We start from the raw sequence: 26,530 nt of genomic DNA, 5'->3' as shown, positions 1-26,530 counted from the left end.
AAAAAAGAACCAAAGTCCACAGTGAAGTGAACTCTGGCTCAATTAACCTAATCTATTAACAAACAACCAATTTTATTTTCCCGGAGCCAGTCGCATCGCATTCAGATAATAGAAGCCGGACCCGTTGTTATTATTCTCGCCCGCAGTTACGGTAACCGTAATCGTACCATTGAAGTCGGGCTGTATGCCGTCAGCGCAAGCTGTTTTATCCTTGTTGCCCGAGGTCTGAACGTATACCGTCTTCGCGTTTTCTCCGGAGACGATGAACTTCGTTTCGCGGTTATCGCCAACGCCAGCCCTAGACCCAAAAAAACACAGGTTATACGTGGTGTTCTTATCCAGACCCGACAACGTGAACTGACTCTGCCTGATCTCCAGGTTCTGCCATACGCCACGGGTGTTACCGTAGTAAGATTGGGTCGACACCTCTGCAGGCATGTTGAAGTCCGTGTTCGTCACGCTCTCACCTACCTCGTTCATCGCATTGAAGCGCTGCGTCACGACCAGTGCAATATTGGTATAGGCATCGCTCTCGTCTTTCAGGTTTCCGATGGAAGCGCCTTCGTGATGGTCGCCCAGTGTGTTCCATTTCGGAGCGATTTTGTGTCCGAAGTTCACATAGACTGGCGCCGTCAGCGGCGCTGCCTTTCCTGCCTGATAATCGGCCAGAATGGTGATTTTATCCGGATTTACTACCGCCGCGTGGGCAGCATGCTGCGCTATTTCAGCATCAAGTTGCGTCAGACCGGCTGGTTTGTAGGGGTTGCCCACCACACTGATGCCGGTAAGTGCCTCAAACCAGGTGCTCGCTGCCGTATACCTGCCGATTCCGAAATCCAGGTGGTAGCCGTCGCGGGTAAAGTTATCGCCGATCAGGGTGTTGCGCCCGTTCTGGATGGCGGTGCCTGCCGGAATCACGTAGTCCATGTCGTAGGCAATCTTCGCTTTCCGGTAAGTCTCCACAATAGAGGCATACATCGCCTTCTGGTCATTGCCGTAGTTAGGAAAATCGGAGTGGGTGGAGTTTTCGGAGTAAGCCCAGGTCTGGTGCAGGACATACCGCGTCTCCGGATTGGTCGTGCGCTCTTTCACATACTTCACGAGGGCGGGCAGTGGCGTAGTAAAGGTTTCGTATTTTCCGGAGCTACCGCTCACCTGCTGGAAGCTGACATAATCCCAGTTTTCGTCCTTCACAGCGTACTCAATTGTCGTTTGCGACTTGTTCGTCTTTTCGCCTTTCTCGATCTTTCTGTAGTCATAGGCAGGAGCGTTGCCCTGCGCATTGCTCCAGTGCTGTTCCAGCGAAGCTCCCCCGATGTACAGGTTGCCGATCACGATCGGAATATTTTTGGCTGCTGCCAGTTCGTATAAATAACTTTCTACCGCATCCTCCGAAAAGCTGTTTCCGATGGCCAGTACCTTGATCACGCCATCATCTTCCGGACCAGTGACAGTCACGTCAAAGGCAGCGCTCACCTTCCTGTCGGAAGAGATGAACGTGATGCTGGCAACCCCGCTTCTTCTGGCAACAACCACGGCAGAGTAGTCGTCCTTCATGCTGACACCCGCCACCTCCGGATTGCTGGTCACCCAGCTGTAGGTCCGCTGCGGTTTCACACCAGGTGTAAAGGTGGGCTTTACCACCAATTCGCCCCCAACCGGAAGCGTCTTGTTGCTGGTATCCAGCACCACCGACTGCTCCATGCCCGGTACTTCATCGTCTTTATCACAAGAGATGGCAGTCAGGGAGAAAAGGCTCAGCATTACATAGAGGAGCACTTTCATTTGTCCTTGTAGAAAAGGTCTCATATTTTCAGATGATTAGTTGATTGATATCAGGTATAGGGAGCCTCGTGCAGGCGCTTTCGGGGGAGGCTTGCACGAGGGTTCCCCGGATATTATAATTCAATAAGCACTGGCGGTGCATAGTTATACTTTGCCTCGGGAGCGTCAACCAAGGCCCCTACCCTGAAATAGTACTTACTGCCGGGTGTCAGGCTGCTGCTGTTGGCTTCCAGGTTAATTTCCAATCTGTACTGCGTTACATCGTTGGTAACCTCATTGAGGTTCACAACTGACGCCACCTTATTCAGGGGAGCGCCTACGTTAGGCTCCTGGTGGGCAAACAACCCGATCCGGCTGACCTTGTTTGTCACCGTCTGGTCCAGATTGAAAGTGGCTACGATCTTGTTTTCCTGCCGCTCGATTTTGGCATTTCGGACACGGATGTAGGGCTGCACCTCAAAATTCTTCACGGTATTTCCCTTCACCACGATCTCCTCAGCCTCCACTGGCACGAAGTTGCCCCGTACCGGCTTGATGGTGTAGTCTCCTGCGAACATCAGGTTATTGCGGTAGGTACCGTCGTTCTTCACCACCACATACTGGGTCTGGGGTTTCTCAAACCCGTGTTCGATGTATTCGATCTGCATCCCGTTGATGATGTCCTGCTGAATGAGCTCCCCAGTCTCCTTGTCATAAATTCCGCCATTAATGGTTGCATTCGGACCTTCATAATTGTCGAGTTCGTTCAATTCGCAACCACCCAGCAGAAACACGCTTAGCAGGGCAATGCTTAATGTCTTGATACTTTTCATAACTGTCTTTCTTAATGCTGAGGATTCTGGATGACTCCGTTGTTGTTTACACCCGGGATGCTGCTGTAGTAATCTCTCTCGGGGAAGGTATTGGGCTGTGCTCCCGGCACCCTCTTCCTGATGTAGATATAGGCTGGCTCCTCTCCGCGCAGGTCTAACATAGGCACCAGCGCAGTCTTCACGTAATTGTTAAAGATCTGGTGGTAGGTGCGTCTTCTGATCAGGTCCCAGTACTCTTTGTTCTCAAAGGCCAGTTCCACAGCACGCTCGCGCAGCACATTTTCCAGCGTCAGCGGAATATTAACCGTGTGACCTGCCCTTCTTCTGATGGCGTTCAGCCCCTGGCTGGCCAGGTCTGCATTCCCTTGTCCGCTCTCGGCTACCGCTTCGGCATGGTTCAGCAAGACTTCCGCGTAGCGGATGTCAATAAAGTCGGTGGTTGATTGTAACCAGGTATTGATGCTGGCTCCTTCATCCAAAAACTTCTTCAACAGGAAACCTGTACGCGTCATGTTGGGTGTTCCATCAAAACCGGAGTATTGGTTGCTGGTCGCTGCCCCGTAGGCGTGATAGGTTGTACCCTTGTGCTCAACCGATCCCTTTGTGCTCAGGACACTGCCATCCGGACGAATGACACCACCCTGGATCACGATCTCCGTGCCTTTCCATACCGCGCCGGGATGGATAACGGAAGCAAAGAAACGGGCATCTTTCCCCTGGAAGATATCTTCCGGAGAAGAGAACCGGATGTAATCGGCAGAAGGGTTGAAATCCCCTACCTGTACCTGTCCGTTGGCGGTCGTGACGATCGGAGAAGCTTCTCCCGGTTTCTCATAATTCTCGTACCGGTCAACCAACTCCAGTACCGGGTTGGTGCGCCCTACGTGCGGGAAGCCTTCGCCTGTCTGGTTGGGGTTATTCCAGCCATCATAGTCGTGGGCCAGTGGACCGCCAGCATGGCCGTACCCTTTCATAAAGAGCACTTCTGTCAGGGCGTCGTTTGGCTGCATAAACAGTTTCTGGTAGTTTTTGGCTGCCTCCTGCGGACTGGATGGGTTCGCCATGTACAGGCCAAACCGACCGGAATTGATCACGGCTTCAGAAGCTTTGATGGCCTCCTGGTAGTAGCGGTTCGCTTCAGACTCTGGCATCCCAACCAACCCGGCGTCGACAGCCTGCCCTGAAAGCGGGGCGCGGTTCCAGTATTTGGCCACGGAGGCGGCATGCAGGGCAACGCGTGATTTCAAGCCGGCCGCAGCCCATTTCGTGGCTCTTCGCTTTGTTTCGTCCTGGCTATTCCTGTTCTCCGGAAGTTTATCAAAAGCAATGTCTAATTGGGTCAGCACAAAATCCCAGGTCTCTTTCTCGGTTTTACGCGGCACCCGAAGGCTCTCCCAATCGGTAGAGTAGCTCTGATTCTCGGTGATGATGGGCACCCCGCCATACCTTTTCACAAAACCATAGTAGGTATAGGCACGAAGAAAAGCGATTTCCCCTTCAATCGTGGTCCTCTCCGCTTCCGAGAAATTAACTTTGCCCACTGACTCCTCCAGCAGGTTGATATCCCGGTTGAGCTGGTATCCACGCGTCCACCACTGGTTGTTGAACTCATTCCAGTTAGGCCACTCTGAGTGAATGGCTTCCAGTCCGTATTGGGCCAGGGAGAGGGAACCTGTGTTACCGCGGGCGTTGAACCCGGCACGTGGAAAATACACGAAATCCTCAACCGGCAATTCATAATACATATTCGCCAGGTAGCTGCGAATCCCGTTCGGGTCGGAAAGCACCGCCTCTGCAGGCACTTTGTTCTTCGGTTCAACGTCCAGGGAATCATTACAGGAGCTGAAGGATCCTACCAGGAGCGCTATAAACAAATATTTTAAGCTTCTATTTTTCATGATTTTGCTAGTTAAAAAGAAACATTCACTCCGAAGTTAAAGCTCTGCATCAGCGGGTAGTTGTAACCACCCTGGTATTGACCTTCATGTTTTTCAGGGTCGAATTGTTTCAGGAAGGAATCAGAGAATGTCAGCAGGTTATGTGCGTTGGCGTAGATCCGCACCTGGTTGACGAAAGTCCTGCCCGTGATTTGCGACGGGATGGTATAGCCAATCTCGATGCTCTTCATGCGCAGGTAGCTGGCATTCATTCTCCAGGCATCACTATCTCTGTAGGAAGACTGCATGTACTCTGCAAAGCGGTTGGCAGGCCATCTTCCCGGTACCCACTCTGAGTTCGGATCGTAAGGATTTGCCAGGTGCCATCTGTCGTAGAAGTAGGAAGGGATGTTACCGCCATTGAAGAACATCTGGCTGTATACCTCATTGAATCGGATGGTGTACAAGGATGCTCCCTGGAATACGGCCGTCATGTCGAAGTTCTTGTAGCCAGCGGTAAGCGTAAGACCATAGAACAGCTTCGGAGTACCGTTTCTGAAGATAGGCATCACGTCCTTGCCATCGATGATTCCATCTCCGTTCACGTCATCATAGATAAAGTCTCCCGGCAGGATTTGTGAGTTCCCCTGGTTGCCACCATGAATCGGGCCGTTGTTGATGTCCTCCTGATTCTGGAACTGACCCGTCCGGTCATGACCCCACACGAAATCGTTCCACCTGTTCGGGAAGCCGTGTCTCCAGCGGTCATAGCTGCTGGTAGGGTCCGGCTTGTCTACCACCTTGTGCATCGTACGGGCAAGGTTCATGTTGACACTTATCCCATAGTTGAAATCGTTGATGTTATGCTGGTGCGAAACAATGAAGTCAAAACCTCTCGTTAATTCACTTTCCAGGTTCTCGATGGGCATCTCCCCTCCAAAAGTGTTCGGCAGGCCCCCTTCACGGGTTTTCAGCTTCCCTGTTTTCTCCCGTTCGTAGTAGTCGGCCTCAAAGCTCAGCTTGTTGTTAAAGAAGCTGCCTTCTATACCGATGTCGGCAATTGTTGACTCCACCCAGGTGAAGTTCGGGTTGATCACGCCTGGGGCCACCATGCCACCCGTCACTATACCGTTGGTGAATTCTGCGCCCTGGTTGGGCGATGGGCTAAACCCTAGCACGTGCTGAAAGGGAGCGCCCACGTTTTCACCGATCTGCCCATAAGAGGCTCTGATCTTCAGATCGTTGATAAAGTTTAAGTTGTCTTTGATAAAATTCTCCTCTGAAATTCTCCATCCTGCGGAAACAGTCGGAAAAAACGCCCAGCGATTGCCCGGTGCGTAGCGGTAGGACCCGTCGTAACGGAAGGCAAAACTTGCCAGGTACTTTGATGAGAAGTCGTAGTTCACGCGCCCGATATAGGACATGGTGGCCTCTTCTACCTCACTGCCCGCGTTGGTCTGAAGCCCGCCCGCGAAGTCCACCACATCCGTGGTAAAGAAGTCGTATTCCCGTTTCAGGAATGAGTATTTCTTCTCGTAGTATTTCTGTTCAAAAACTGCCGTTGCACTGACGTTGTGCCGGTCAAAAAAAGTGTTCTCATACGCTAACTGCCCCTGGAACACCAGGCGGTTCGCATCATCAATGGCGTTCGCAATTCGTGGCGGGTTGATCACCTGCGGTGTTAGATCCGGTGAGTAGACGGTATAGTTTTTCCAGACATTCTTGTTGAACATGTTCCGGCTGTCATAGGAAGCAGTTGCCCTTGCCTCCAGTCCTTCCAGAAAAGGTACACTCCAGGCAAGGGAAGCAGAGGAGGTAAAGTCCTTGTTCTCGTTCGTGGTATAGCCTGCATAGCGTTTCTGAGCCATCAACACCGGGTTCTGTTGGTTGTGGATGTTGGCAGGGTAGTCCGGATTGTCGTTGATGAAGGGACGTTCGTGCGGGTGGCTGATGATGGTGCCTTTGTAGATCCACATGAACCCGTCGCCGCCCGGGTATTCCCGTTCGCTATACCTTCCGGAGAGCATCACTTCTGCCCTCAGGTTGTTGGTAAGCTGCAGGCCGAGGTTGGAGCGGAAGTTATACCGGTTGTAATTGATGTCGTTGCTCTTGAATAATCCACCCTCAGAGAAGGTGCCAAGGCTCACGAAGTAGTCGGCCTTCTCGGTACCTCCACGCACGGAGAAGTTGTGCTGGTGTTGCGTAGCATAGTCCTTAAAGGTTTCGTCGAACCAGTTCGTGCTCGTATAGCCGGGACCTCCCTCGCGCCAGCGCTGCAGTTCATCGGCTGATATGTAGTGGTTTTTGTCGCGATAGAAAACAGCATCGTTGTACATTTCAAGATACTGGGCTGCATTCGACATCACCGGCACATCAGTAGGCGTTTGGAAGCCTACCGTACCAGTGTAATTGAAGGAAGGTTTTCCTAATTTACCCTTCTTGGTGGTCACCAGGATAACGCCGTTGGCGGCATTCAGGCCGTAGATGGCCGCAGAAGCGTCCTTCAGGATGGTGATACTCTCAATGTCGTTTGGGTTAAGCTGTTGAAACTCGACTCCTCCATCCCGCACGATCCCGTCGATGACATAAAGAGGTTCCCCGAACCCACGGATATTGATGGAAGATGAAAAGCTGCCAGGCTCGCCGTCTTGCTGACGAATCTGCAGTCCGGGAACCTTGCCCTGCAGGCTTTGGGCCAGGCTGGAGCTGGTCGTAGTGACGATGTCTTTGGCTCTGATAGTGGAAATGGCAGAAGTAAGGTTTTCCTTTTTCTGGGTACCGTAGCCAACCACAACCACTTCTCCGAGGCCTGTTGCATCTATTTCCAGGCCAACAGTCAGATTCGTCTGCCCGGCGACTTCCACTTCCTGAGACTTATAGCCCAAGTATGAAACAACAAGCACGGTGTTCAGTCGTGCTTTAATGGAGAAGTTTCCGTCGGCATCGGAGGTTACACCATTGGTCGTCCCCTTCTCCACGATGCTGGCACCCGGAAGCGGCATCCCCTGATCGTCTACCACCTTGCCCTTGATTGTGGCCTGATCCTGCATGAACGCAAACGCCATGTTGTTTTCGGGCACATTGTAAAGCGAGGCACCTGCCTGAGAAGGAAAGTACGACAGGAAAGCAGCGAAAGACACCAGCCCCCATCCCTTACGCAAATACCTGTTAGAGTATCTATTTGTCATAACTTTTGATGTTAGTTGAACTTTGAACTTCTTATGGTTTTGCATCACCCTGAACGGCTGAAATGCATCGCTCCACAACGTTATCAAATATACTAAAACGTTTTAGTAAAATACAATAGCACTAATAGAAAATCCCTAATAATAATTTGGCTTGTTCTGCGAAAAGGCCTTATTCGTTAACAGAGCCTTAATCCGGGGATAACATAGCGATAACACTATACCTGACTTTCGCTAAAAGACATAGGAAAACAAACAGGAAACTAAGGTATACAAGTGCCCTATAGGGGCCAAAGCAACCTTGCAGAGGAGGTAATGGGAGGAAAAGTATAGGCTTGCGTTGAGGCACCACAGTTAACAACATGATAATTAATTGGTTGTATTAATAGAGAGTACTCACTCACATAGGATTTCGCAATTAAAGGGGGCGTTATAGCCTTGACTATAGAAAGCCTGAAGAAGCAGGTATAGACTGAGGTATAAGGTATAAGTTTAACCAGTATCAGGTTATAGGGTATATAATATAGAGGAGATTAAAGTAAAAGGGCCTGCCCGGCTTTCCTCCTGAAGAAAAACCGGGCAGGCCCTTTTATTTGATTGGTCTGAATTGCTACAGACCAGCTACAATATGAAAAGAATGCAGCCTTAGAAGAAGGCTTTCAAGGCTGACTGTTGCTTCCAGTAATCGAGTTTCATCAAATGTGATGCTCCCAGCATGTTACAGTTCTCCGTATCCTCCACAATCTCAATTTGCAGCCCTTGAGGCACTCCTAGCGAGGCTCTCAGGGCCTCTACGAAAAGGTGGTGCGATCTGGAGATATTGCCGCCGACCAGGAGCGCTTGCGCCTCAAATTTCTCCAGATATGGCGTCAGGAACGCTGCCAGGTTTTCAACAAATTCCTCAAAAATACGGTGCGTCGACGCATGGCCTGATGCAACCATCTCCCGCACGCCACTACAGGTTTTTCCCGTCGCCTCCTCATACTTCCGCACAAACCAGCGGGTAGAGAAAAAATCGTCGGCAATGCCATCTTTAAAGCCTTTATCCCACAGGCAGCCATTCTCCGGAATGTGAGCCCCCTTTATCGCAGGCAGGGAATCGACCAGGAATGCTGCACCAAAACCGGTGCCCAGGGTGAGCCCCAGGGTTCTTTTATGAAGCACTTTCTGCTGTATTGCTGCGCCCACTACAAAGGAGGAGGCGTCGTTGAAGAAATGAAGCTTCTCTACCGGCATGTTTACCAGCTCACTCAGGGGCTTGCGGACATCCACCTCATAGAGGCATTCGTACTTGTTGTTTCCCTCAAACATCGCAATCCCATTGGGGTAATCGAACGGGCCAGGCATGGCTATACCTATACCTGTTATCCCGGCTCTCCCCAGCCCCAACGGCGGGATGCGGGTTTCCAGCACCTCCCGGATAGTGCCTCCCCAGGCCTCTAAAACAGCTTCTTTCGTAGCCTTGTTATCTATCTTTCTGTTTACACTGGTCCCGGGAATGATCTCAAACTGGTCCAAACGCACTGCCGCTGCCGTAATATGGCTTCCCCCGATATCCACTCCCAGGGCAATCTTCCTATCTTTTGTCATTCATCTAATCTGATTTAGCTGTAGTTTCTTTACCTCGACCACAGCCAATTTCCCTATAGCAATTGCGGTTTTTCCTGATACGTCTTCCAGAGCAACTCCCCAAATAAGGTGTTCGCCCATGCAAACCACTTACGGGTAAACTGGGACGCATCATCCTTGTGAAAGGCCTCGTGCATAAACCCGGTGCCCGCGTGCGTCGACTTCAGCATCCCGATACATTTCTGGATCTCAGCATCATCCTGACTGGTCAACGCCTGCATGATGATGGACATGTGCCAGATCGTGTCTACCGCAATATGAGGCCCACCGACACCTTCCGCCGCAGTACCCTTAAAGAAGAAAGGGTTGTCCAGTGAAAGTATAAAGCTACGGGTATTCTTGTAAATTTGATCCCCATCATTCACAGCGTCCAGGTATGGCAGGGACAGCAAGCTCGGAACATTGGCGTCATCCATCATCAGATGGTTTCCATAGCCGTCCACTTCAAAGGCGTAGATTTTCCCGTGGTTGGGGTGGTTTACCACCGCATGCTTTTGCAAGGCTGCCTTTACCTCTTCACTCAGCTGTGTTAACGCGTCAGCAGTTGCTTTGTCTTTGGCAAGCTCCGTCATCATCTCGGCTGCCTGCTGCAGACTAACTACTGCAAAGAAGTTGGAAGGTACCAGGAAGGAAAACACAGTCGCATCGTCGCTTGGGCGGAAAGCCGAAGCGATCAGTCCCACAGGCTTCACAGGATACCCATAGCCTTGCAGCGCCCGGGTATCGGTACCTGCAGCTGTTTCCCGCTGGAAGGTATAGTCGCCTTTCCCGTCTTTCAACTGCTGATTTTTAAAGGTATGCAGGATCAGCTTGATGGCGTTTTGCCAGTCTGCGTTGAAGGGCGAAGTATCGCCAGTGGTCTTCCAGTAGCCGTAACCCAGGCGGATCGGGTAGCACAGGGAATCGATCTCCCACTTGCGCTCGTGCACGCCCGGTTGCATGGCGGTGATGTCTTTTACCCAGTGGCCTGTCTGGGTCGGGTCGTTGTAGAAGGCATTCGCATAGGGATCCTTCAGGATATAGCTGGTCTGCCGGTTGATAACGCCTGCGATCAGTTTCTTGAGGTTTTTGTCTTTCTCAGTGAAAGGCAGGTATGGCCATACCTGTGCCGAGCTGTCGCGCAACCACATCGCGTCAATGTCGCCGGTGATCACGTAGGTATCCGGGCGACCGTCCTTTTCGGAATAGGTAACGGTGGTGTCCAAGGTATTAGGGAAACAGTTATTGAACAACCAGGCGAGCTCTTCGTCCTTTACCTTTTTTCCGAACTCCCTGATGGCTTTCTCAATCACCTTGCTGCTGAAATGGCGCTTGGTCTCGGGGGTTCTCACCTCCGGAAAACGCTTGAACAACGTATCCGTCAGTGACGGCGCTCCTACCGCGGACAAGGGGTCCAGCATGACGAATCCCCCGGCAAGGGCTACATTCTGTATAAAATTTCTTCTTTTCATATATTACCTTATTTCGCTTTCTTCTACCACTGCGGCCTCTGCTCTTTCCATACCGCTATACATGATAATGTGCAGAGACTTAAACTTTCCCGAGAGTAAGCTCAACGGGATACCGAGTATGGCTTATCGCTTTCTTTGGTCCCTCTCGACTTGTTAGGCTTACTGCCCATTTTAAACTTCAGCAGCCCTCCGTTCACGATATCCTGATGTCGGATAAAATTCTTTGAATAGGCTTTCCCATTTAATCTGGCCGACCGGATGTACACATTCTCCTTGCTGTTGCCTTCCGCCTCGATGACAAACTGCTTTCCGTTCTCCAGGTTGATGGTCGCTTTCTTGAAAACCGGGCTCCCCAGCACATATTCATCCGTACCTGGCGTTACGCTGTAAAACCCCAGGGCACTCAGCACATACCAGGAAGAAGTCTGTCCTTGGTCCTCATCTCCAGGGTATCCATTTTCTGTAGAGTTGTACAGGCGCTCCATCACCTCCCGTGCCCAGTACTGCGCCTTCCAGGGCTGGCCGGCATAGTTATAGAGGTAGATCATGTGCTGGATCGGCTGATTGCCGTGGGCGTACTGCCCCATCTTTGCCAGCTGCATTTCTGTCATCTCGTGTATCATGTAGCCGTAAGAGCCCGTGTTCACGGTATTCGGAGAGGAGAACACGGAATCCAGTTTGCTCACAAACCGCTCTCCCCCGCCAAGCAGGTCAATAAGCCCCTGTACATCATGGAAGACCGACCACAGGTAATGCCAGGCATTGGCCTCGGTATAAGGCCCGCCCCATTCAAAGGGGTCAAAGTCCGGGTTCCATTGCCCATTAGCTTGGCGCCCACGCATAAAGCCGGTAGCCGGATCGAAAACATTCCGGTAATTGAACATCTGCCGTTCAAAAGTCCCTTTGTAAAAGTTATTCCCCGTCGCTTTGGCCAGCTGGTAACCGGCAAAATCGTCATAAGCATATTCCAGGGTCTTGGCGGTTCCTTCCTCATACTGCGGGTAGGGCACATAGCCCAACGTATAATACTCCTTCCACCCGTCACGCCCGTTCGATGGTCCCCAAGGGCCTTTGTTGGTAGCCGTATGATGGTAGGCTTCCAGTGCCTTTTGCGGATCGAAAGTGCGGATGCCCTTCACCCAGGCATCGGTAAGCAATGTGATGGCGTGATTGCCGATCATGCCGCCATTTTCATGGGGAAAGGACCAGCTCGGCAACCAGCCGCTCTGGTCTTGCACATCCAGCAAGGCTGCCACGTAGCGCCCGTGCTGGGTGGGGTGTAAAATCGTATTCAGCGGAAACTGCGCCCGGAACGTGTCCCAAAATCCGGTGTCGGTAAAGAGGTAACCGGCGTGAAGCTTAAGGTCATAGGGGCTGAAATAATAAGGTTCTCCAGCCGCATTCACCTCATAGAATTTTCGCGAAAACAGGTTAGCCCGGAACAGCGTGGAGTAAAAGGTCCGCATTTGTTCTTCCGTGCCGCCTTCCACGATGATCTTCCCCAGTTGCTTGTTCCATACCTGTCGAGCCGCCTCTTTGGTATCCTCGAGGGTAGCATGCTGTCCAAGTTCCTGCTCCAGGGTAAGCTTGGCTTGCTGCGGACTCACATAAGAGGAGGCAGTTCGGGCTTGTACCTGCTGCCCGGATGAAAATTCGATATAGGCGCCTACTCCCCTGCCTTCTGCAAATGTTTCTCCAGGTCCTTGTTTGCCTTTGCGGTTCTCCCAGGTTCCGTAAGCTTTGAAGGGCTGGTCAAACTCAACGATAAAGTAGTTGATCAGCTTCCCGACAAGACGGCCGTTGGAAACAGTGCCGGTGATGCGATTATTGTCCGGATCGATCGTTACGGAACTGAGGCCGTTGTAGCCATCCAGCACCAGGTATGAGCTCTCCCCTTTTGGAAAACTGAAGCGCAGGTGTGCACCCCTTTCGGTAGGAGAAATCTCGGTGGTGATCTGGTTGTCGAAGGTGACTTTGTAGTAGTGGGGTTTGCCTACTTCATTAGCGTGGCTGAACTTGGAGGCGCGTTGGTCTTCGTGCAGTTTCAGCTCCCCCACCACCGGCATCAGTGAAAACACAGCGTAGTCGCCGCTCCAGGAACTGCACTGGTGTGCCTGCTGAAAACCTCTGATCGAATCCTTGGCATACTGGTATTTCCAGCCATCGCCGTTTTTCCCGGTCTGCGGGGTCCAGGTATGCATGCCGAAAGGCAAAGCCGTAGTAGGATAGGTATTGCCGTAGGTTAGCTCGAAGGAAGAGTTAGTGCCCTGCAGGGTGTTTACATATTGCACCAGGTCCTGCTCCTGCCGGGCGTAGGCCGAAAAGCCCATGCCTAGCAGGAGAATTGCTACCGTGATATGGAAACCCCAACACTTCATTTCTGCAAGGAAGGCGGAGCCGCTTCTACGGCAGTTCCCCAGTTTTTATTAGGCTTCAGACCCATGGTCAGTTCCAGTTCCCCGCCGTTGCTGATGTCTTCATGCGAGAACCACGCCTTGTTCCACTCTTTCCCGTTCAGGCGCGCCGATTGGATGTATTTATGCGCCGGGTCGTAGTTTTTGGCGATGATCGTGAAATGTTTTCCGTTTCCAAGATCCAGCACCGCCTTCTCAAACACCGGGCTGCCGATGTTGTAAACCGGCATACCGGGCGTTACCGGATAGAAACCCAGCTGGGAGAAGACAACAAAAGCAGACATGCCACCGCCGTCTTCATCACCGGGCACTCCCATCAAGTCATTCCGGAACCAAGTGTCCACCAAAAAGCGGATCATCTTCTGGGTCTTCCAAGGCTGCCCTGCGTAGTTGTACAGGTATGGAATGTGGAGAGAGGGCTCATTGGCCATGGAGAATTGGCCTACGTTGCCCGTCTGGTCCGGTAGCTGGGCATAAAAGTCAAACTTGCTTCTGCCGAGCGGCTCCTCGAACAACTGGTCCAGGTTTTTCAGGAAGGCCTCCCGCCCCCCCATCAGGGAGATCAGATCGGCCACGTTATGCTGCACATCCCACTGGTAGGTCCAGGCATTGTTCTCGCCGTAGTAATCCCGGGCACCCATGCCACCTGCGAATTTGTAATCGAATGGCTCGATGAAGTTTCCGGTAGAATCTTTCGGATGGAAGAACCCGGTCTTGGGATTAAACAGGTGCCTGTAGTTGTAAGACTTTTCCTGAAAGAATTTCGCATCCTCGCGGTAGCCGAGTTCATCGGCAATCCCGGCCAGCGCCCATTGGTCGTAGGCAGTTCCCAACGTAACGGCAATTGCCTGACGTCGCTCAAATGAATGCACCTCCGGGATGTATTCTTTTTCTCCTGGCCTTAACGCTGGGATATAGCCTTTCTCCTTGTAAAAACGATCGAGCTCTCCGGCAGGGGCTGCCGACCAGGGAGCCAGTGTTTTCTCTGTAATGGCATTTTTTGCAGCCTCATAGCCAGCTTTCAAATCGAAGTTGCGAAGGCCTTTGCGCCAGGCATCCAGCAGCGTGGGTACGCCATGATTGGAGTTCATTCGCCTGCTGTCGCCCGTGATCTCAGGGAAAGTCGGCAGCCAGAACTCGTCCATTTGCTGGGCCATCAGCACGAAGGAGTTCAGGATGTCTTCTTCCTTGGCCGGATCGATCAGCACGTTCAGCGGGTGGTGCGCCCGGTAAGAATCCCAGATCCAATCGTCGGTATAGAAATTACGATCTGCTTTGTGCACTTTCCCGTCGAAGGCACTGAAGTACCGGCCATCTTCCGTGATGTTAACCGGCCGCTCGAAGGTGCGGTACAGGGAGGTATAGAAGACAGTACGTTCATCCGGGGAACCACCGGCGATGTTTATCTTCCCCAGCGCTTCGTTCCACTGCTTGCGAGCCACAGTTTGTAGATCTGCTATGCTCTTTCCAGCTACTTCACGAAGCATATTCTGCCTGGCCTGAGCGGCATCAATAAAGGAGATACCGTAGCGCAGCCTTACCGACTGCTGCGAAGCAGGATATTCGATGACCAGGCTCGCTTCCCGGCCAGTGGCAGAAGTCCCGGCTGAAAGCTTTCCTTCGTGTAACACAGAAACCTCTGTGGGCTGCGTTTCAGGTTCGATATAAACATAGATGCGCGTGTTGTTTGCCAGTTCCTGGTAGCCGGAGAGGGCCTTTCCGTCCCAATCCAGTTGCCCCTGCCTGGAACTGACTACCAGGTAAGTGTCTTCCTGACGCCCAAAGTTGATCTCATAAAGGGCAGCTTGCGAGGAAAGCCCGTAATGCACGTCCATTTCCTGCTCGTCGAGGTAGACATAGTAGGAATAGGGGGTGATCTTTTCCCGATCGTAGCTATACCTGATAACAGACTGCAACCCTGACGCAGGACCCTGATAGGGGCTCAGACTAAAAGCAGAGCTCCCCCTGTGACTGGTAACTGCTACGGGAAGGCCCCGAAGGCGGACTCCTGTGTAGTCGTCCCGCTCGGGGTAAACGCGGAGCATCCCGTTCGGCAGGTGCATGGTCGGGTACGTCGGCACCAGCAGGTGACTTATATTCCCCATATAGGGATTAACATAGTCTACGGGCTCTACAACAGCTTTCTGAACCGTAGAGCAGCTACCCAATACTAATCCGCATAGAACTCCTAAGACCTTGAGTGTATACTTGTTCATGACGTGATTCCTAAATCGTTTTAGCAAAAAAGCGAAAATATCCCTGATTTGCAAAAAAGATGTTCCCTTTGTCCGAAGATTAGAAAGGAAAAAGGGTCGGACACACAGGTAATTCCCTTAGCAGGAGCCCTTACATTTTTGATGCACGGGGGCCCGAATAGAATAAGCAGATGTTATTAAATGCTGTTGGCGTCTTTCGCCTTAGAGGAATCCCGCACTTTCAATTCTGACTTCAGCACCACCTGATGCACGGTTCTCTTCTCATTATGCTTCAGCAGCTCCAGCATGATTTCCATCAGTTTGTTACCGATTTCTTCCAGCGGCTGGGCCACCGCAGAAATAGAAGGTGTATGGATCCGGAAGAACTCGTTATCATCAAATGTCATAATGCCCCACTCATTAAGCTTGCCGGGCAAATACTCCCGCATCACCAGCAAGCCACGTTGGGTCAAATAGTTGGTTGCAAAGAAAACGGCATCCAGTTCCGGATTCGCCTCAAAGAAGTGCCGCATCAACCCCTCTCCTTCCGAAGCCTTTACAAACGGCAGTTCGAGCACACGGCTTTGGAGCTTCGCCTCTTTCACCGCCTTGTTATACCCCTTCAGGCGGTCCATCATCTGGGTCTGTTTCGACGCAATCGTTACAAAGCCAATGTTCCTGTAACCATTCCCAATAAGATGCCTGGTGGCCTTGTAAGTAGCATTTCCATTGTCGATCACGACATAATTCGTTTCCAGCTCAGGGAAATAGCGGTCGAAGAGGATCATCGGAACGTCTTCCTCCAACAAGGCCATGATCTGCTTTTTGGCCCCTGCCGAAGGTATAATAATATAACCGGTTACTTTCTGGTCCCTGAAAACCTGGAGGAGCTCTTCGGTATGCCGGTCATCGTTCTCGTTGCTGCAGAAAATAACCTTGTAGCCTTTCTTATAGGCAGTGACTTCAATGATGCGGGCTAGCCGTGCAAAGAAGGGGTTGGAGATGTCCTCCACCATGAAAACGATCACGTTCGACTTGCCGGTGCGCAGGCTTTGTGCAAGCTGGTTGGGAGTGTAATTGATCTCTTTGGCGTAATTGAGTATCTTCTGGATAACTTCCTCAGAAATACGCATCTCCGGCCCCTTGCCGTTCAAGACGAAAGATACAGTGGTTACGGAGACATTGATGTATGATGCAATGTCTTTGATGGAGGGTCGCTTGGATTTCAATTTAAGGTATAGCAGTAGCGGTTAAGATGATGCTTCCTTCAGGAAGAGAAAATAAACTTAAAGGCTTTTGGTCCTGGAGGATTTAGTTTTCTTAGGATCCTTCTTCCCCTGTTTCAGGGCATCCTCAACTGCTTTCAGCACCAGTGGCTCCATCACAGCATATCCCTTCAGATCCGGATGTACACCGTCGCCTGAGTACTCCTTCTTCAATCCCTGCTCCTCATCTGCCATCGCAGCGAAATAATCCAGGTAAACAAAGCCCTGCTCGGCTGCATAACGCTTCATCCAGGTATTCACCTGCGCGATCATGCCTACCGCGTCAGCATCCTTGCTCCAGGGATACTCCTTCACGGGCAATATCGAACTCAGCACGACCTTGATTCCATTGGCTTTTGCCAGCTGCGCCATGGCCGCCAGGTTATCTGTGATCATTTTCACGGAGGAAGGCCCTGTGTTTCCCGCAATGTCATTGGTTCCAGCCAGAATCACCACCACCTCAGGCTTCAGGTTGATCACATCAGGGGTAAATCGTATTAGCATCTGCGGCGTCGTTTGCCCACCGATTCCTCTTCCTGCAAAACCATGCTTCTCAAAGAACTCCGGACGCTGTTGCCACCACCCCTCTGTGATCGAGTTGCCCATAAAGACAGCTTTCGGGTATTTGGATGAGGCGATGATCTCCTGATTGGAGGCCTCGTATTTTTTCAGGTTAGGCCAATCCTGGGCTTGAGTGCTGGCAGTCGTAAAGAGGAGTGCAAGGAGGGATAGCAGTTTCTTCATAATTATATTTTTCGCTTCAAATGCAAGATAAAACCTGGATAGGATGTACGTCTTATGCCATAGGCCGGGCGAAAACCCTATCCTCTCGTAAAACTATTATTTTTAATCTGATTAGCAAGTTCCTTCCAAAAGCAGGCTGCTGTGACGCTAGTAATTGACGCCTCCAGGCTATACCTCGGGATTGCACGAAAAAAAATCAGCCCGGGCTTTCACCTAGGCTGATTTCAAGCAAAGTCACAAGGTATAGCTCTATTGTTTACCGGTATGAGTCTTCACGATCTCCCGCAGCCATCTGAGCATCAGGAATATCGCGAAGGCAGCCAGCAGGGACCCGATGCAGTTTACCACGAAGAACCAGGCTTTGTGGTCATACTTGTCCCACATACTTGCCAGTACCCCAGATAATTTGTTTCCGATGGAGGTAGCCAGGAACCAGCCACCCATCATCAGGGCGGTCAGGCGAGGCGGGCTCAGCTTTGACACCAAAGAAAGGCCCATCGGGCTCAAAAACAGCTCCCCGATCGTGATCACGGCATAAGACCCGACCAGCCACATTGCGGAGCTCTTTTCTGCACCGTTCATACCGGCAAACACGGCGCCTACCATCACCAGCGTGCTCATGGCCGTGATGATCAGGCCCCACATGATCTTGGCAGGCGTGGACGGCTCTTTGCCCCGCTGCCGAAGGAAGCCGAAGAACCATACGACCAGTGGCGTGAGCAGAATAACAAACAAAGGGTTGATGGACTGGAAAAGCTCCGTCGAGATCAGCTTCAGCGGTTGGCCCTCGGCCGGCCACTGCTCCCTGGGCAGGTTGTTGAAGTAGGGTGCCATTCCCTCTTTGGTCACTACTTTGCCATTGGCATCGGTACGCGATCGGAAATTCTCATCGTAATCCGGCACGGTTGCCAGGCTCTGATCCACTTCCTGCACCATACCGATCGCGCCGGCAGGTCCGGTCAGTTTATCTACCATTTCACGGTCTGTGTAATATTCTGCCCAGGTGGTGAGTGCTGTGCCGTTCTGCTTGAAGATGGCCCAGAAAACGATCACCACCGCAAAAATAGAGAGCAGGGCCGCGATTGGTCGTTTGTCTTCGGCAGAGGCACGGGCCCAAAGCGAACCATAGAATACCATGATCGGGATAGCACCGAATATAAAGGCGTCTGTCGAGTTCGAGCCGAAGATATCCCCAGGTATAAGCACCCAGCCTAGCACACCGGCAACAACGGCAGGCAATATCACCACGCTAAAAATACGGGTAAGCGACATGTCGTTGGCCGCGGCCGGCTTGCGCACATCCGCATCTTTGTAATGCTTATTGCCCAGCCAGAAAATGATAACACCCAGGAACATACCTATACCTGCAGCAGCAAAGGCATAGCCCCAGCCATAGTTATTGCGCAGGTAAGAAGCCACGAAAGGCGCAATAAAGGCTCCCAGGTTGATCCCCATGTAGAAGATGTTATAGCCCGTGTCTTTCTTGTCCTGATATTCGGGTGCAGAGTATAGTCCCCCTAAAAGGGTAGAGATATTTGGTTTGAAGAAACCGTTGCCGATGATGATCAGGCCAAGCGCAGCAACCATTGCCAGGTCGCCCTGCAAGGCCAGCCCGATATAGCCGATGGCCATCAGGATACCACCGATGGAGATCGATAGCCTATACCCCAGTACCCGGTCCGCCAGCAGGCCGCCCAGGAAGGGAGTCAGGTATACAAAAGCGATGAACGTCCCGAAGATGTCGGATGCGCTTTCTTTAGAAATTCCAAGGCCGCCGTTCTGGGCATCGATCATGTACAGGAAGAAGATGGCCAGCATCAGGTAGAAGCCGAACCGCTCCCACATCTCGGAGAAGAAAAGGTAATAGAGACCTTTCGGGTGTTTTGTCTTAGAACTAGTAGTGGTAGTGGACATTGTATATTCTCAAAATTTGTTTGAAAGTAAATATACTTTGTCAGCCTGCAAAATGTGTAACCGCTTGCAAATTCAAAATCAAGGCTGGGTACTATTTATTATATGCTTGGTTTATGCCTTTTGCTATAGATCGTTGAGATAAGCAGCAAAATCCACAGCCTCCCTGTGCCAGAATCAGGATGATTTGGGTAGCGGGATCTGCTACCTCGGGAAGGAGAGGAAGTGTAAAACTCAGGTGTCCTGTAAAACAAAAAGCCTGCAAACTTATCGTTTGCAGGCTTTGCAGAGAGTGATGCGATCAGCCCGTCCGAAGTCTTTCGCCCTCACCTCCCTGAAATAACACAAGCATAACCCTCTCTTAACCTGCACTTAATACCATATTCATACTTTTGGAAAGTGGAAAAAGACTGTAGTCAAGGATTTTTCTAAACCATTAAAAAAGAAAACAATGACACGTGCAATCAACAACCCCCTTCGCATCATAGCGCAAAAGCTTCTCGATGTTTCCCTATACCACCTGCATTCCTTCTACTCCCCTTTCAAGTTTACTAAAGTTAATCCAATCTCACCCACGCCTGCTATATGGCAAGAAAAAGAAAAGTCGAGGTAGCCGTTATATCCGACGTGCACCTGGGCACCTACGGGTGCCATGCAAAAGAGCTCCTGGCCTACCTGAAGAGCATCCATCCTGACGTCCTCATCCTGAACGGTGACATCATCGACATCTGGCAGTTCAGCAAGAACTACTGGCCAGCCAGCCACATGAAGGTGGTCAAGTACCTGATGGGCCTGATAACCAAAGGCACCAGCGTCTATTACATCACGGGCAACCACGATGAGATGCTGCGCAAGTTCGACGGCTTTCAGATGAACTCGTTCCAGATCGCAAACAAGCTGGTGCTGGAGCTCGACGGGAAGAAAGCCTGGTTCTTCCACGGCGATGTGTTCGACGTGACCATGCAGCACTCGAAGTGGCTGGCCAGGCTGGGAGCCCAGGGCTACGACATGCTCATCCTGCTCAACCGTATGGTCAACTTCTGCTGCCTCAAACTCAACCGCGACAAGGTATACCTTTCCCGCAACATCAAGAACCGCGTCAAGAGCGCTGTCAAGTTCATCAACAACTTCGAAAAGACGGCTGCCGACATTGCCATTGCCAACAGCTACGACTATGTGGTGTGCGGCCACATTCACCAGCCCGAAAAACGTGACATCACCAACATAGAAGGCCGGGTCACTTACCTCAACTCCGGCGACTGGATCGAAAACCTGACGGCGCTGGAATACCGCAACGGCGACTGGAGCCTCTACAAGTTCAGGGAAGACCTGGATGTGGTGGTGATGGAAGATGAGGAGGAGCGGGTACCGACCAACCTACAACTGTTTCAGAGCATGATGGTTGAATTTAACCTGAAGTCCGCTTGAGAATACTGTATGCCATTCAGGGCACCGGTAACGGCCACCTGACAAGAGCGCTGGACATTATACCTGCTTTGCAACAGCATGGTGAGGTCGACCTGCTGGTGAGCGGCTGCCAGGTAGACCTGCCCCTGCCCTATCCTGTGAAGTACCGGCTGAACGGGATGAGTTTCATCTTCGGAAAGAATGGCGGCGTGGACTTTTACAAGACCGTCGCCCAGGCGAACTCCCGCAGCTTCTACAGGGAAATACGGCAGCTGCCCGTAAAAGACTACGATCTGGTTGTTTCTGACTTCGAGCCGATCTCCTCTTGGGCCTGTCTGCTGGCCAAAAAACACTGTGTTGGCCTGAGCAACCAGGTGGCGGTGCTTAACCCCCATGTGCCCAAACCGAAAGAGGTGGATCCTATGGGGAAGTTTATATTAAAAAACTATGCTCCAACTACTGCACAGTATGGTTTCCATTTCGCCAGGTTCGATGACTCCATCTTCACGCCCATCATTCGCAAGCAGGTCCGGGAACTTGAAGTCAGCAACCAGGGACACTATACGGTTTACCTCCCCGCCTACGACGACCACAAAATCATCAACAAACTCACGCGGTTTAAAAAGATCGAATGGCAGGTATTCTCCAAGCACAACAAACAGCCTCTCCGACACGAGAATGTTTCTGTACAGCCCATTCAGAACGATCGTTTCCTGCAAAGCATGGCTTCATCGGCGGGCGTGCTGTGCGCGGCCGGTTTCGGAACCCCGTCCGAAGTGCTGTACCTGCAGAAGAAGCTGTTGGTGGTGCCGATGAAAAACCAGTTTGAGCAGGCTTGTAACGCAGCAGCTTTACATTATCTTGGTGTACCCACCCTGAAGAACCTCAAGAAAAAACACCTGCCCAGGATTCAGGACTGGCTGGAGCATGGCCAGCCCCTGGAAGTGCACTACCCCGATGAGACGGATGCCCTGGTGCAACGCATCGTACAGGAAAACACGTCACCTAAAATTTTTAAAGTATAGTTAGTAACGCAGCAGCGATTTGGCCACTGCTTTTTTATGATAGATACCACCACACCAGTACAGGATCAGCCTGTGCTTAATAAAACTGCATTCGGAGAAGACTTTGCCTGGGGCGTAGCCACAGCGGCATACCAGATAGAAGGCGCTCATGACACAGCAGATAAAGGGCCCTCCATCTGGGACGTGTTCACCAGCAGGAAAGGCAAGGTAAAGCAGAACCACAACGGAAACTTTGCCTGTGATTTTTTTAACTGTTACCCTGGTGACCTGTTGTTGATGCAGTCGATGGGTATCCCTGATTTCCGTTTCTCCCTCTCCTGGTCCCGCCTGCTGCCGAACGGGACAGGCAATGTGAGCCGGCAAGGCATCGGGCATTATGACCGCCTGGTAGACAACTGCCTGGAGTTGGGTATAACTCCCTGGGTGACCCTATACCATTGGGACCTGCCGCAGTCGCTGGAGAAAAAAGGGGGCTGGGCAAACCGTGACATCGTTGACTGGTTCGCTGAGTACACCGCTCTGTGTGGCCATGCCTTTGGGGACCGGGTAAAACACTGGATGGTACTCAATGAGCCGATGGTGTTTACCGGTGCCGGCTACTTTCTGGGAGTCCACGCGCCTGGCCGCAGGGGATTTAGCTCTTTCATTCCAGCGGTTCACCATGCGGTGCTCTGCCAGGCCGAAGGGGGGCGCATTTTAAAAAGTATAGACACTTCTGCGGAAGTTGGCACCACTTTCTCCTGCTCTCACATAGAACCCCTGCGCCAACGCGAGCAGGACTTCCAAGCGGCCCGACGGGTTGATGCACTGCTTAACAGGCTGTTTCTGGAGCCTGCGCTCGGCCTGGGCTATCCGCTGGACGACCTGAAGTTTATGCGCCGGATTGAAAAGTACATCATGCCAGGCGATGAGAACAAGATGCCTTTTGATTTTGACTTCATTGGCATACAGAACTATACCCGCGAGATTGTCAGGCACTCTTTCTGGACGCCTTTCCTGCGGGCCAATCTTGTTTCGGCTCAAAAACGAGGCGTGCCCTATACCGTAATGAACTGGGAAGTATACCCGGAAAGCATTTATCACATGCTACATCACTATAGCCAGTACAGTGATATTAAGAAGCTCGTTGTCACAGAGAACGGTGCCGCTTTTGCTGATGAACTGGTAGATGGGGAGGTCAATGACCAACGACGTCTGGACTTTCTGCAGCGTTACCTGCAGCAGGTGCTGCGCGCAAAACAGGAAGGGGTGAAAGTAGACGGGTATTTTGTGTGGTCGTTCCTCGATAACTTCGAATGGGCTGAGGGCTATACGCCGCGTTTTGGCTTGGTGCACGTGGACTATGAAACGCAACAGCGCACCGTTAAAAATTCGGGCCTGTGGTACCGTGACTTCCTAAACGAAAAGGCAGATTCAGGCGGAGAGCGGGGGTAAAGTCAGCCATAGGTTACGCCTGGTTCAAGCCCAGGTTATATAACTGTTAAGCCTGCTGAAGGCTGTAGCATACCTGCAAAAACCGCTGTATCTTTGGTACAAGGTGAAAGATTAGATTGTTAGTAAGGTTAGTAAAAAGGCGCTTCCCGCTTGGGAAAGCGCCTTTTGCTTTTCATTCGGAATCTAAAGCATGCATCTGCATAAAAGACCTCAGCGGGAGCGTCCCCAAAAAACGTTAGCCGGTTAACCGGCTGCCGCAAGAAGTAACGCATAAAAAGGGATTTGCTTAAATCAGGTTTGAGAAGAAAAGGATCCTGACATTTATATGGCGTAATAAAGTAGCTCAGGCACACGGGTGGTAAACGGCCGGATGCGGGCACCCTCCTGTTCGGCCCTGTTGCCTGAAACGTGCAACTGTAGTTCCTGCGCCGCGTACCATTTCATCCTTCCTTTCGGATGCTCCACCAGCACATTCTGATCTTTAAAATTTCCTTCCTTATACAATCTGAATCTTCCTGTTCCTTCTGGGGTTTCCAACTCTGTGCCAGCACTCAGGCGCTCAAAGTTGATTTTCGTTTTTACAGCCATTTGTGTTTTAGAGAATGATTAAGCATAAGAACTTTATATCTAGCTGCTGCAAGGTAAACAACGAGTATTGCCAGAATGTTACCCTATTATAACGTTTGTATAAACTCCTATCATAAGGCACTATGCAGGCAACGGCCAATTAGGTCAGAATCGTCAGCCGATCAGTTCCTCCACGGACCTGTGATTGCCAGGGTCAGACCAGGCCATTGGATGTTGACAAAAAGTGTGTTTCCCGATGGGGAGAATTGTTTCCCAAGTCTGTCTGAAAAAGCAACTGAAGCCCGGCTGCACTGGGTGCGAGTTCCTGCAGTCTTCCAGGCAGGCTGGTCAATTCAGCTGTGTCCAGCCTATGATACATTCCCGGATTGCTGCTCCCTTGCCCGGTCGGGGGAAGGCTTTTGGCTTCTACAAAATTGATAGCGGTTTTTGCTGCGCCAGCAGACACCTAGGGATTCAGGATAAGCAGCAAAAGAAGTAAAGATTTTGTCATAGGGTGTTCCGCTAAGCGTCTGCTGCCTTCCCTTTCACAGGGTAAAAAGTCTTCCACATCATGGAAAAGGAAAGAGCGGCTAACGTGTTCCTGCACGTCAACCGCTCTGATCCCGCTACCTGCTTCCTTTCGTTGTTACAACTGTTTCTCCTCTACAAAGGTGCTGTACAGCGATTCATAGCATGCTTTCAGATCCCGGGCATCTTCGAAAGCACTCTCGTACAGGAACGGGCCGGTATAACGGGCTTCGTGCAGCGCGGCCAGTATTTCGGTCCAGTTATTATTGCCTTGCCCCGAGCAGGGGAAGTAGTGGTTTTCTGCCTCCCCGGTTCCGTCCGCGATGTGCACCGACTTCAGGCGTTTGCCTAAGGCCCGGATCAGGTTTTCCGGGTTTTTGATGTGGTTCATGTCCACGGCGGCGTAAATGCTTTTGGGCAGGCGGTTCATGATTTCCATAGTCTCGTCCACCGTGCGGCACAGCGGCCGCTCCCGCTCCGCATCTACCAACAGCTCCGGTCCCAGCATGTTTTCGATCACCATCGTCGCGTTCATGCTGCGTACCGTTTTGTTTAGTTCGGTGGCCGATTTGACCAGTTGTTTCTTGCGCGCCTCCCGTTCGTTCAGGCCCAGGTAGTAGCTTGGGTGGAAGAGGATGATCTGTGGCTGCAGGATTTTGCAGTACCCGAGCACTTTCCGGTGCAAGGCTACCACCTGCTGGCGCTCCGTTTCGTCTGTCATGGAGAGATCGATGCGCTTGCCAAAGGGCATGTGGATGGACCAGACCTGGATACCGGCATCGTCCGCCGCTTTTTTGGCCTTGTGCATGAGCGCGGTCATCTCCTCGTCACTCACCTTGAAATTCCGGTTCCCATCGATCAGGCCTCCGAAGGAAATTTCCACATAATCTATTCCAACCGATTTGGCATACTTCATTTGCTCAGCCGATACTTTGGTAAGGCCCAGCGCATAGCCAATTTTAAGAGGTTTGGGTGCTTTTTCAGGAAGAGCGGCGGCGGCAAATGGAACCGTCATCAGGTATAGAAGGAAAACCAGCAGATAACTGTTGAACGTCTTTTTCACACGTTTAAAATTTAGAGTGTAGCTATACCTTACTTACTACTCACTAACCTTTACCCGAAGCTCCGAAGTAAGCGCTTTTTCCGGAGACACCAGCACGTTCTGCACCTCAAAACGTAATGGTACTTCCTGCACCTCCTGCCACAGCGTTTTCAATGTCAGCGTGGTAGTCTCATGTGGCTTCAGCATGACGCGACCCAGCGGCAGATTTTCGAAGTCATAATCGCTTTGGCAGGTCACTTCGTAGGGGATGTCCGAGTTGTTTTGAATGCGGATCCGGATGACTGGCTCGACGTTGCGTTGGGTGCTTCTCTCGGCCTTTATAACCAGGGACGCTTTGAAAAAGGCGTCCAGTTCCGGTTCACGGCCCACCAGGTAATCGTCGAAGTATACCGCCGTGCGGCGCGCCTGCAGCGCTTCCCGGATTCCTTCCTCCGAGCGTTCTTTGGCAAAGACCAGCGTCATGGGCCGGTGCGAGTGACGGTAGGTATAGCTGATGTCCCGGTGCTCATCTGAGTTGGCCAGCATGGTCAGGTTATACTTTTCAGCCATGCGGTGGGCCTCCAGGTTGTAAATGCCCGAGTTCACCACCTCCACGCCATGCAGCAAGCCTTCTGCAAGCATTTTCCGATGCAGGTCTGAAAATAGGTCCAGCCCATACTTGTCTTTGTCCCACCACCGGTAATTGGGATGGTTGTAAAAGATAAAGGCACCCTGCTTTTTAGCCTCTCGGAACGGGGCCAGCAGCTGTTTTTCGGTCGGGTTGTCCTTCATCACAAACTTCTTTTTCCCGTCTTTCATGTAGTCGGCGGGGAGTTTGTTGGCGTCCTTCACAAACAGGGCATTGTGGTGGTAAGGCGTCACGCGGGGAGAGATTTCCACCCCCTGTATCACCAGCACGTTGGTTTTGGCGGCCGACTCGGTGGCGATCTGGTGCGACTTGTTGTAATCCTTCTTGATTTCGTCCGGATAGCCTTCGTAATCGATGTGCTCGGTGATGGAGATGGCGTCCAGCCCATCGCGGTCAGCCTCGTACAGCCGGAAAGACGGCCAAACGTGCCCGTCCGAGAAGACTGTGTGCATGTGGAAATCGCATTTCAGTGTCTGGTAGCCGGGGATGTCCGGCAGCTTCACCTTCTCCTCAACTTTTGTCACGGACTGGGCCTGCAGTTCTGCGCCGAATCCCAGCAAGCAGGCCAATAGTAGTGGGGTTAATTTCTGTAGCTTCATACATTTTTTCT

Annotated in this window: 17 protein-coding genes; 3 read left to right on the top strand and 14 right to left on the bottom strand. The window is 51.6% G+C overall.

The window, feature by feature from the left end:
- Positions 1 to 72 precede the first annotated feature (72 nt).
- The 11 genes from Q4E40_RS08325 to Q4E40_RS08275 all read right to left on the bottom strand — a co-directional run bounded on the left by Q4E40_RS08325 (position 73) and on the right by Q4E40_RS08275 (position 19,271).
- Positions 73 to 1,809, bottom strand: a complete 1,737-nt coding sequence (locus Q4E40_RS08325) for a DUF4886 domain-containing protein (RefSeq protein WP_303411360.1) — start codon at positions 1,807 to 1,809, stop codon at positions 73 to 75.
- Between the two features lie 89 nt (positions 1,810 to 1,898).
- Entirely contained in the window at positions 1,899 to 2,597 is a 699-nt protein-coding gene (locus tag Q4E40_RS08320; protein WP_303411359.1) for a DUF3823 domain-containing protein, read from the bottom strand.
- Between the two features lie 11 nt (positions 2,598 to 2,608).
- Complete coding sequence (locus Q4E40_RS08315; protein ID WP_303411357.1) at positions 2,609 to 4,495, bottom strand: RagB/SusD family nutrient uptake outer membrane protein; 1,887 nt, start codon at positions 4,493 to 4,495, stop codon at positions 2,609 to 2,611.
- Between the two features lie 11 nt (positions 4,496 to 4,506).
- A complete protein-coding gene (locus Q4E40_RS08310) occupies positions 4,507 to 7,662 on the bottom strand; it encodes a SusC/RagA family TonB-linked outer membrane protein (RefSeq protein ID WP_303411356.1) in 3,156 nt (1,051 codons plus the stop codon).
- Between the two features lie 642 nt (positions 7,663 to 8,304).
- Positions 8,305 to 9,249: an ROK family protein gene (locus tag Q4E40_RS08305; protein ID WP_303411355.1), complete on the bottom strand. Its 945-nt coding sequence runs from the start codon at positions 9,247 to 9,249 to the stop codon at positions 8,305 to 8,307.
- 53 nt (positions 9,250 to 9,302) lie between these two features.
- On the bottom strand, positions 9,303 to 10,739 hold the full coding sequence (locus Q4E40_RS08300) for a glycoside hydrolase family 125 protein (protein WP_303411354.1): 1,437 nt from the start codon (positions 10,737 to 10,739) through the stop codon (positions 9,303 to 9,305).
- 101 nt (positions 10,740 to 10,840) lie between these two features.
- Complete coding sequence (locus tag Q4E40_RS08295; RefSeq protein ID WP_303411353.1) at positions 10,841 to 13,117, bottom strand: GH92 family glycosyl hydrolase; 2,277 nt, start codon at positions 13,115 to 13,117, stop codon at positions 10,841 to 10,843.
- Positions 13,114 to 15,369, bottom strand: coding sequence for a GH92 family glycosyl hydrolase (locus Q4E40_RS08290; RefSeq protein WP_303411352.1), 2,256 nt, complete (start codon positions 15,367 to 15,369; stop codon positions 13,114 to 13,116). Before Q4E40_RS08290 ends, Q4E40_RS08295 begins: the two co-directional genes overlap by 4 nt.
- Positions 15,370 to 15,545: 176 nt before the next feature.
- The gene (locus tag Q4E40_RS08285; RefSeq protein ID WP_303411351.1) at positions 15,546 to 16,577 is read right to left on the bottom strand and encodes a LacI family DNA-binding transcriptional regulator; all 1,032 of its coding nucleotides are present in this window, start codon (positions 16,575 to 16,577) and stop codon (positions 15,546 to 15,548) included.
- A gap of 57 nt (positions 16,578 to 16,634) precedes the next feature.
- Entirely contained in the window at positions 16,635 to 17,357 is a 723-nt protein-coding gene (locus tag Q4E40_RS08280; RefSeq protein WP_303411350.1) for an SGNH/GDSL hydrolase family protein, read from the bottom strand.
- Positions 17,358 to 17,606: 249 nt separating this feature from the next.
- On the bottom strand, positions 17,607 to 19,271 hold the full coding sequence (locus Q4E40_RS08275; protein ID WP_303411348.1) for a peptide MFS transporter: 1,665 nt from the start codon (positions 19,269 to 19,271) through the stop codon (positions 17,607 to 17,609).
- Positions 19,272 to 19,853: 582 nt separating this feature from the next.
- Here Q4E40_RS08275 and Q4E40_RS08270 point away from each other — a divergent pair.
- Genes Q4E40_RS08270 through Q4E40_RS08260 form a run of 3 tightly spaced genes read left to right on the top strand, consistent with a single transcriptional unit; the run spans position 19,854 to position 23,134 of the window.
- The gene (locus Q4E40_RS08270) at positions 19,854 to 20,696 is read left to right on the top strand and encodes a UDP-2,3-diacylglucosamine diphosphatase (protein ID WP_303411347.1); all 843 of its coding nucleotides are present in this window, start codon (positions 19,854 to 19,856) and stop codon (positions 20,694 to 20,696) included.
- Entirely contained in the window at positions 20,693 to 21,700 is a 1,008-nt protein-coding gene (locus Q4E40_RS08265; protein ID WP_303411346.1) for a glycosyltransferase family protein, read from the top strand. The genes Q4E40_RS08270 and Q4E40_RS08265 overlap by 4 nt, the downstream gene beginning before the upstream one ends.
- Before the next feature lie 36 nt (positions 21,701 to 21,736).
- Positions 21,737 to 23,134, top strand: coding sequence for a GH1 family beta-glucosidase (locus tag Q4E40_RS08260; protein ID WP_303411345.1), 1,398 nt, complete (start codon positions 21,737 to 21,739; stop codon positions 23,132 to 23,134).
- Between the two features lie 321 nt (positions 23,135 to 23,455).
- Here the strand turns inward: Q4E40_RS08260 and Q4E40_RS08255 are convergent, their stop codons facing one another.
- The 3 genes from Q4E40_RS08255 to Q4E40_RS08245 form a co-directional block, all read right to left on the bottom strand.
- Positions 23,456 to 23,722 carry a hypothetical protein gene (locus tag Q4E40_RS08255; protein ID WP_303411344.1) on the bottom strand — a complete coding sequence of 89 codons (267 nt, stop codon included), beginning with the start codon at positions 23,720 to 23,722 and terminating at the stop codon, positions 23,456 to 23,458.
- Between the two features lie 625 nt (positions 23,723 to 24,347).
- Positions 24,348 to 25,292: a sugar phosphate isomerase/epimerase family protein gene (locus Q4E40_RS08250; RefSeq protein ID WP_303411343.1), complete on the bottom strand. Its 945-nt coding sequence runs from the start codon at positions 25,290 to 25,292 to the stop codon at positions 24,348 to 24,350.
- Between the two features lie 36 nt (positions 25,293 to 25,328).
- Positions 25,329 to 26,519 (bottom strand): Sb-PDE family phosphodiesterase, encoded by a 1,191-nt coding sequence (locus Q4E40_RS08245; RefSeq protein ID WP_303411342.1) that lies wholly within the window; start codon positions 26,517 to 26,519, stop codon positions 25,329 to 25,331.
- Between the last annotated feature and the right edge of the window lie 11 nt (positions 26,520 to 26,530).

It is taken from the genome of Pontibacter coccineus, from assembly GCF_030546575.1.
GTDB lineage: Bacteria > Bacteroidota > Bacteroidia > Cytophagales > Hymenobacteraceae > Pontibacter > Pontibacter coccineus.
This window is presented reverse-complemented; position numbering and strand designations above follow the sequence as displayed.

Bases quoted from the DNA above. Each gene is read 5' to 3' on its own strand.
- Q4E40_RS08325 (WP_303411360.1), bottom strand. From the start codon at position 1,809: ATGAGACCTTTTCTACAAGGACAAATGAAAGTGCTCCTCTATGTAATG.
- Q4E40_RS08320 (WP_303411359.1), bottom strand. From the start codon at position 2,597: ATGAAAAGTATCAAGACATTAAGCATTGCCCTGCTAAGCGTGTTTCTG.
- Q4E40_RS08315 (WP_303411357.1), bottom strand. From the start codon at position 4,495: ATGAAAAATAGAAGCTTAAAATATTTGTTTATAGCGCTCCTGGTAGGA.
- Q4E40_RS08310 (WP_303411356.1), bottom strand. From the start codon at position 7,662: ATGACAAATAGATACTCTAACAGGTATTTGCGTAAGGGATGGGGGCTG.
- Q4E40_RS08305 (WP_303411355.1), bottom strand. From the start codon at position 9,249: ATGACAAAAGATAGGAAGATTGCCCTGGGAGTGGATATCGGGGGAAGC.
- Q4E40_RS08300 (WP_303411354.1), bottom strand. From the start codon at position 10,739: ATGAAAAGAAGAAATTTTATACAGAATGTAGCCCTTGCCGGGGGATTC.
- Q4E40_RS08295 (WP_303411353.1), bottom strand. From the start codon at position 13,117: ATGAAGTGTTGGGGTTTCCATATCACGGTAGCAATTCTCCTGCTAGGC.
- Q4E40_RS08290 (WP_303411352.1), bottom strand. From the start codon at position 15,369: ATGAACAAGTATACACTCAAGGTCTTAGGAGTTCTATGCGGATTAGTA.
- Q4E40_RS08280 (WP_303411350.1), bottom strand. From the start codon at position 17,357: ATGAAGAAACTGCTATCCCTCCTTGCACTCCTCTTTACGACTGCCAGC.
- Q4E40_RS08275 (WP_303411348.1), bottom strand. From the start codon at position 19,271: ATGTCCACTACCACTACTAGTTCTAAGACAAAACACCCGAAAGGTCTC.
- Q4E40_RS08270 (WP_303411347.1), top strand. From the start codon at position 19,854: ATGGCAAGAAAAAGAAAAGTCGAGGTAGCCGTTATATCCGACGTGCAC.
- Q4E40_RS08260 (WP_303411345.1), top strand. From the start codon at position 21,737: ATGATAGATACCACCACACCAGTACAGGATCAGCCTGTGCTTAATAAA.
- Q4E40_RS08255 (WP_303411344.1), bottom strand. From the start codon at position 23,722: ATGGCTGTAAAAACGAAAATCAACTTTGAGCGCCTGAGTGCTGGCACA.
- Q4E40_RS08245 (WP_303411342.1), bottom strand. From the start codon at position 26,519: ATGAAGCTACAGAAATTAACCCCACTACTATTGGCCTGCTTGCTGGGA.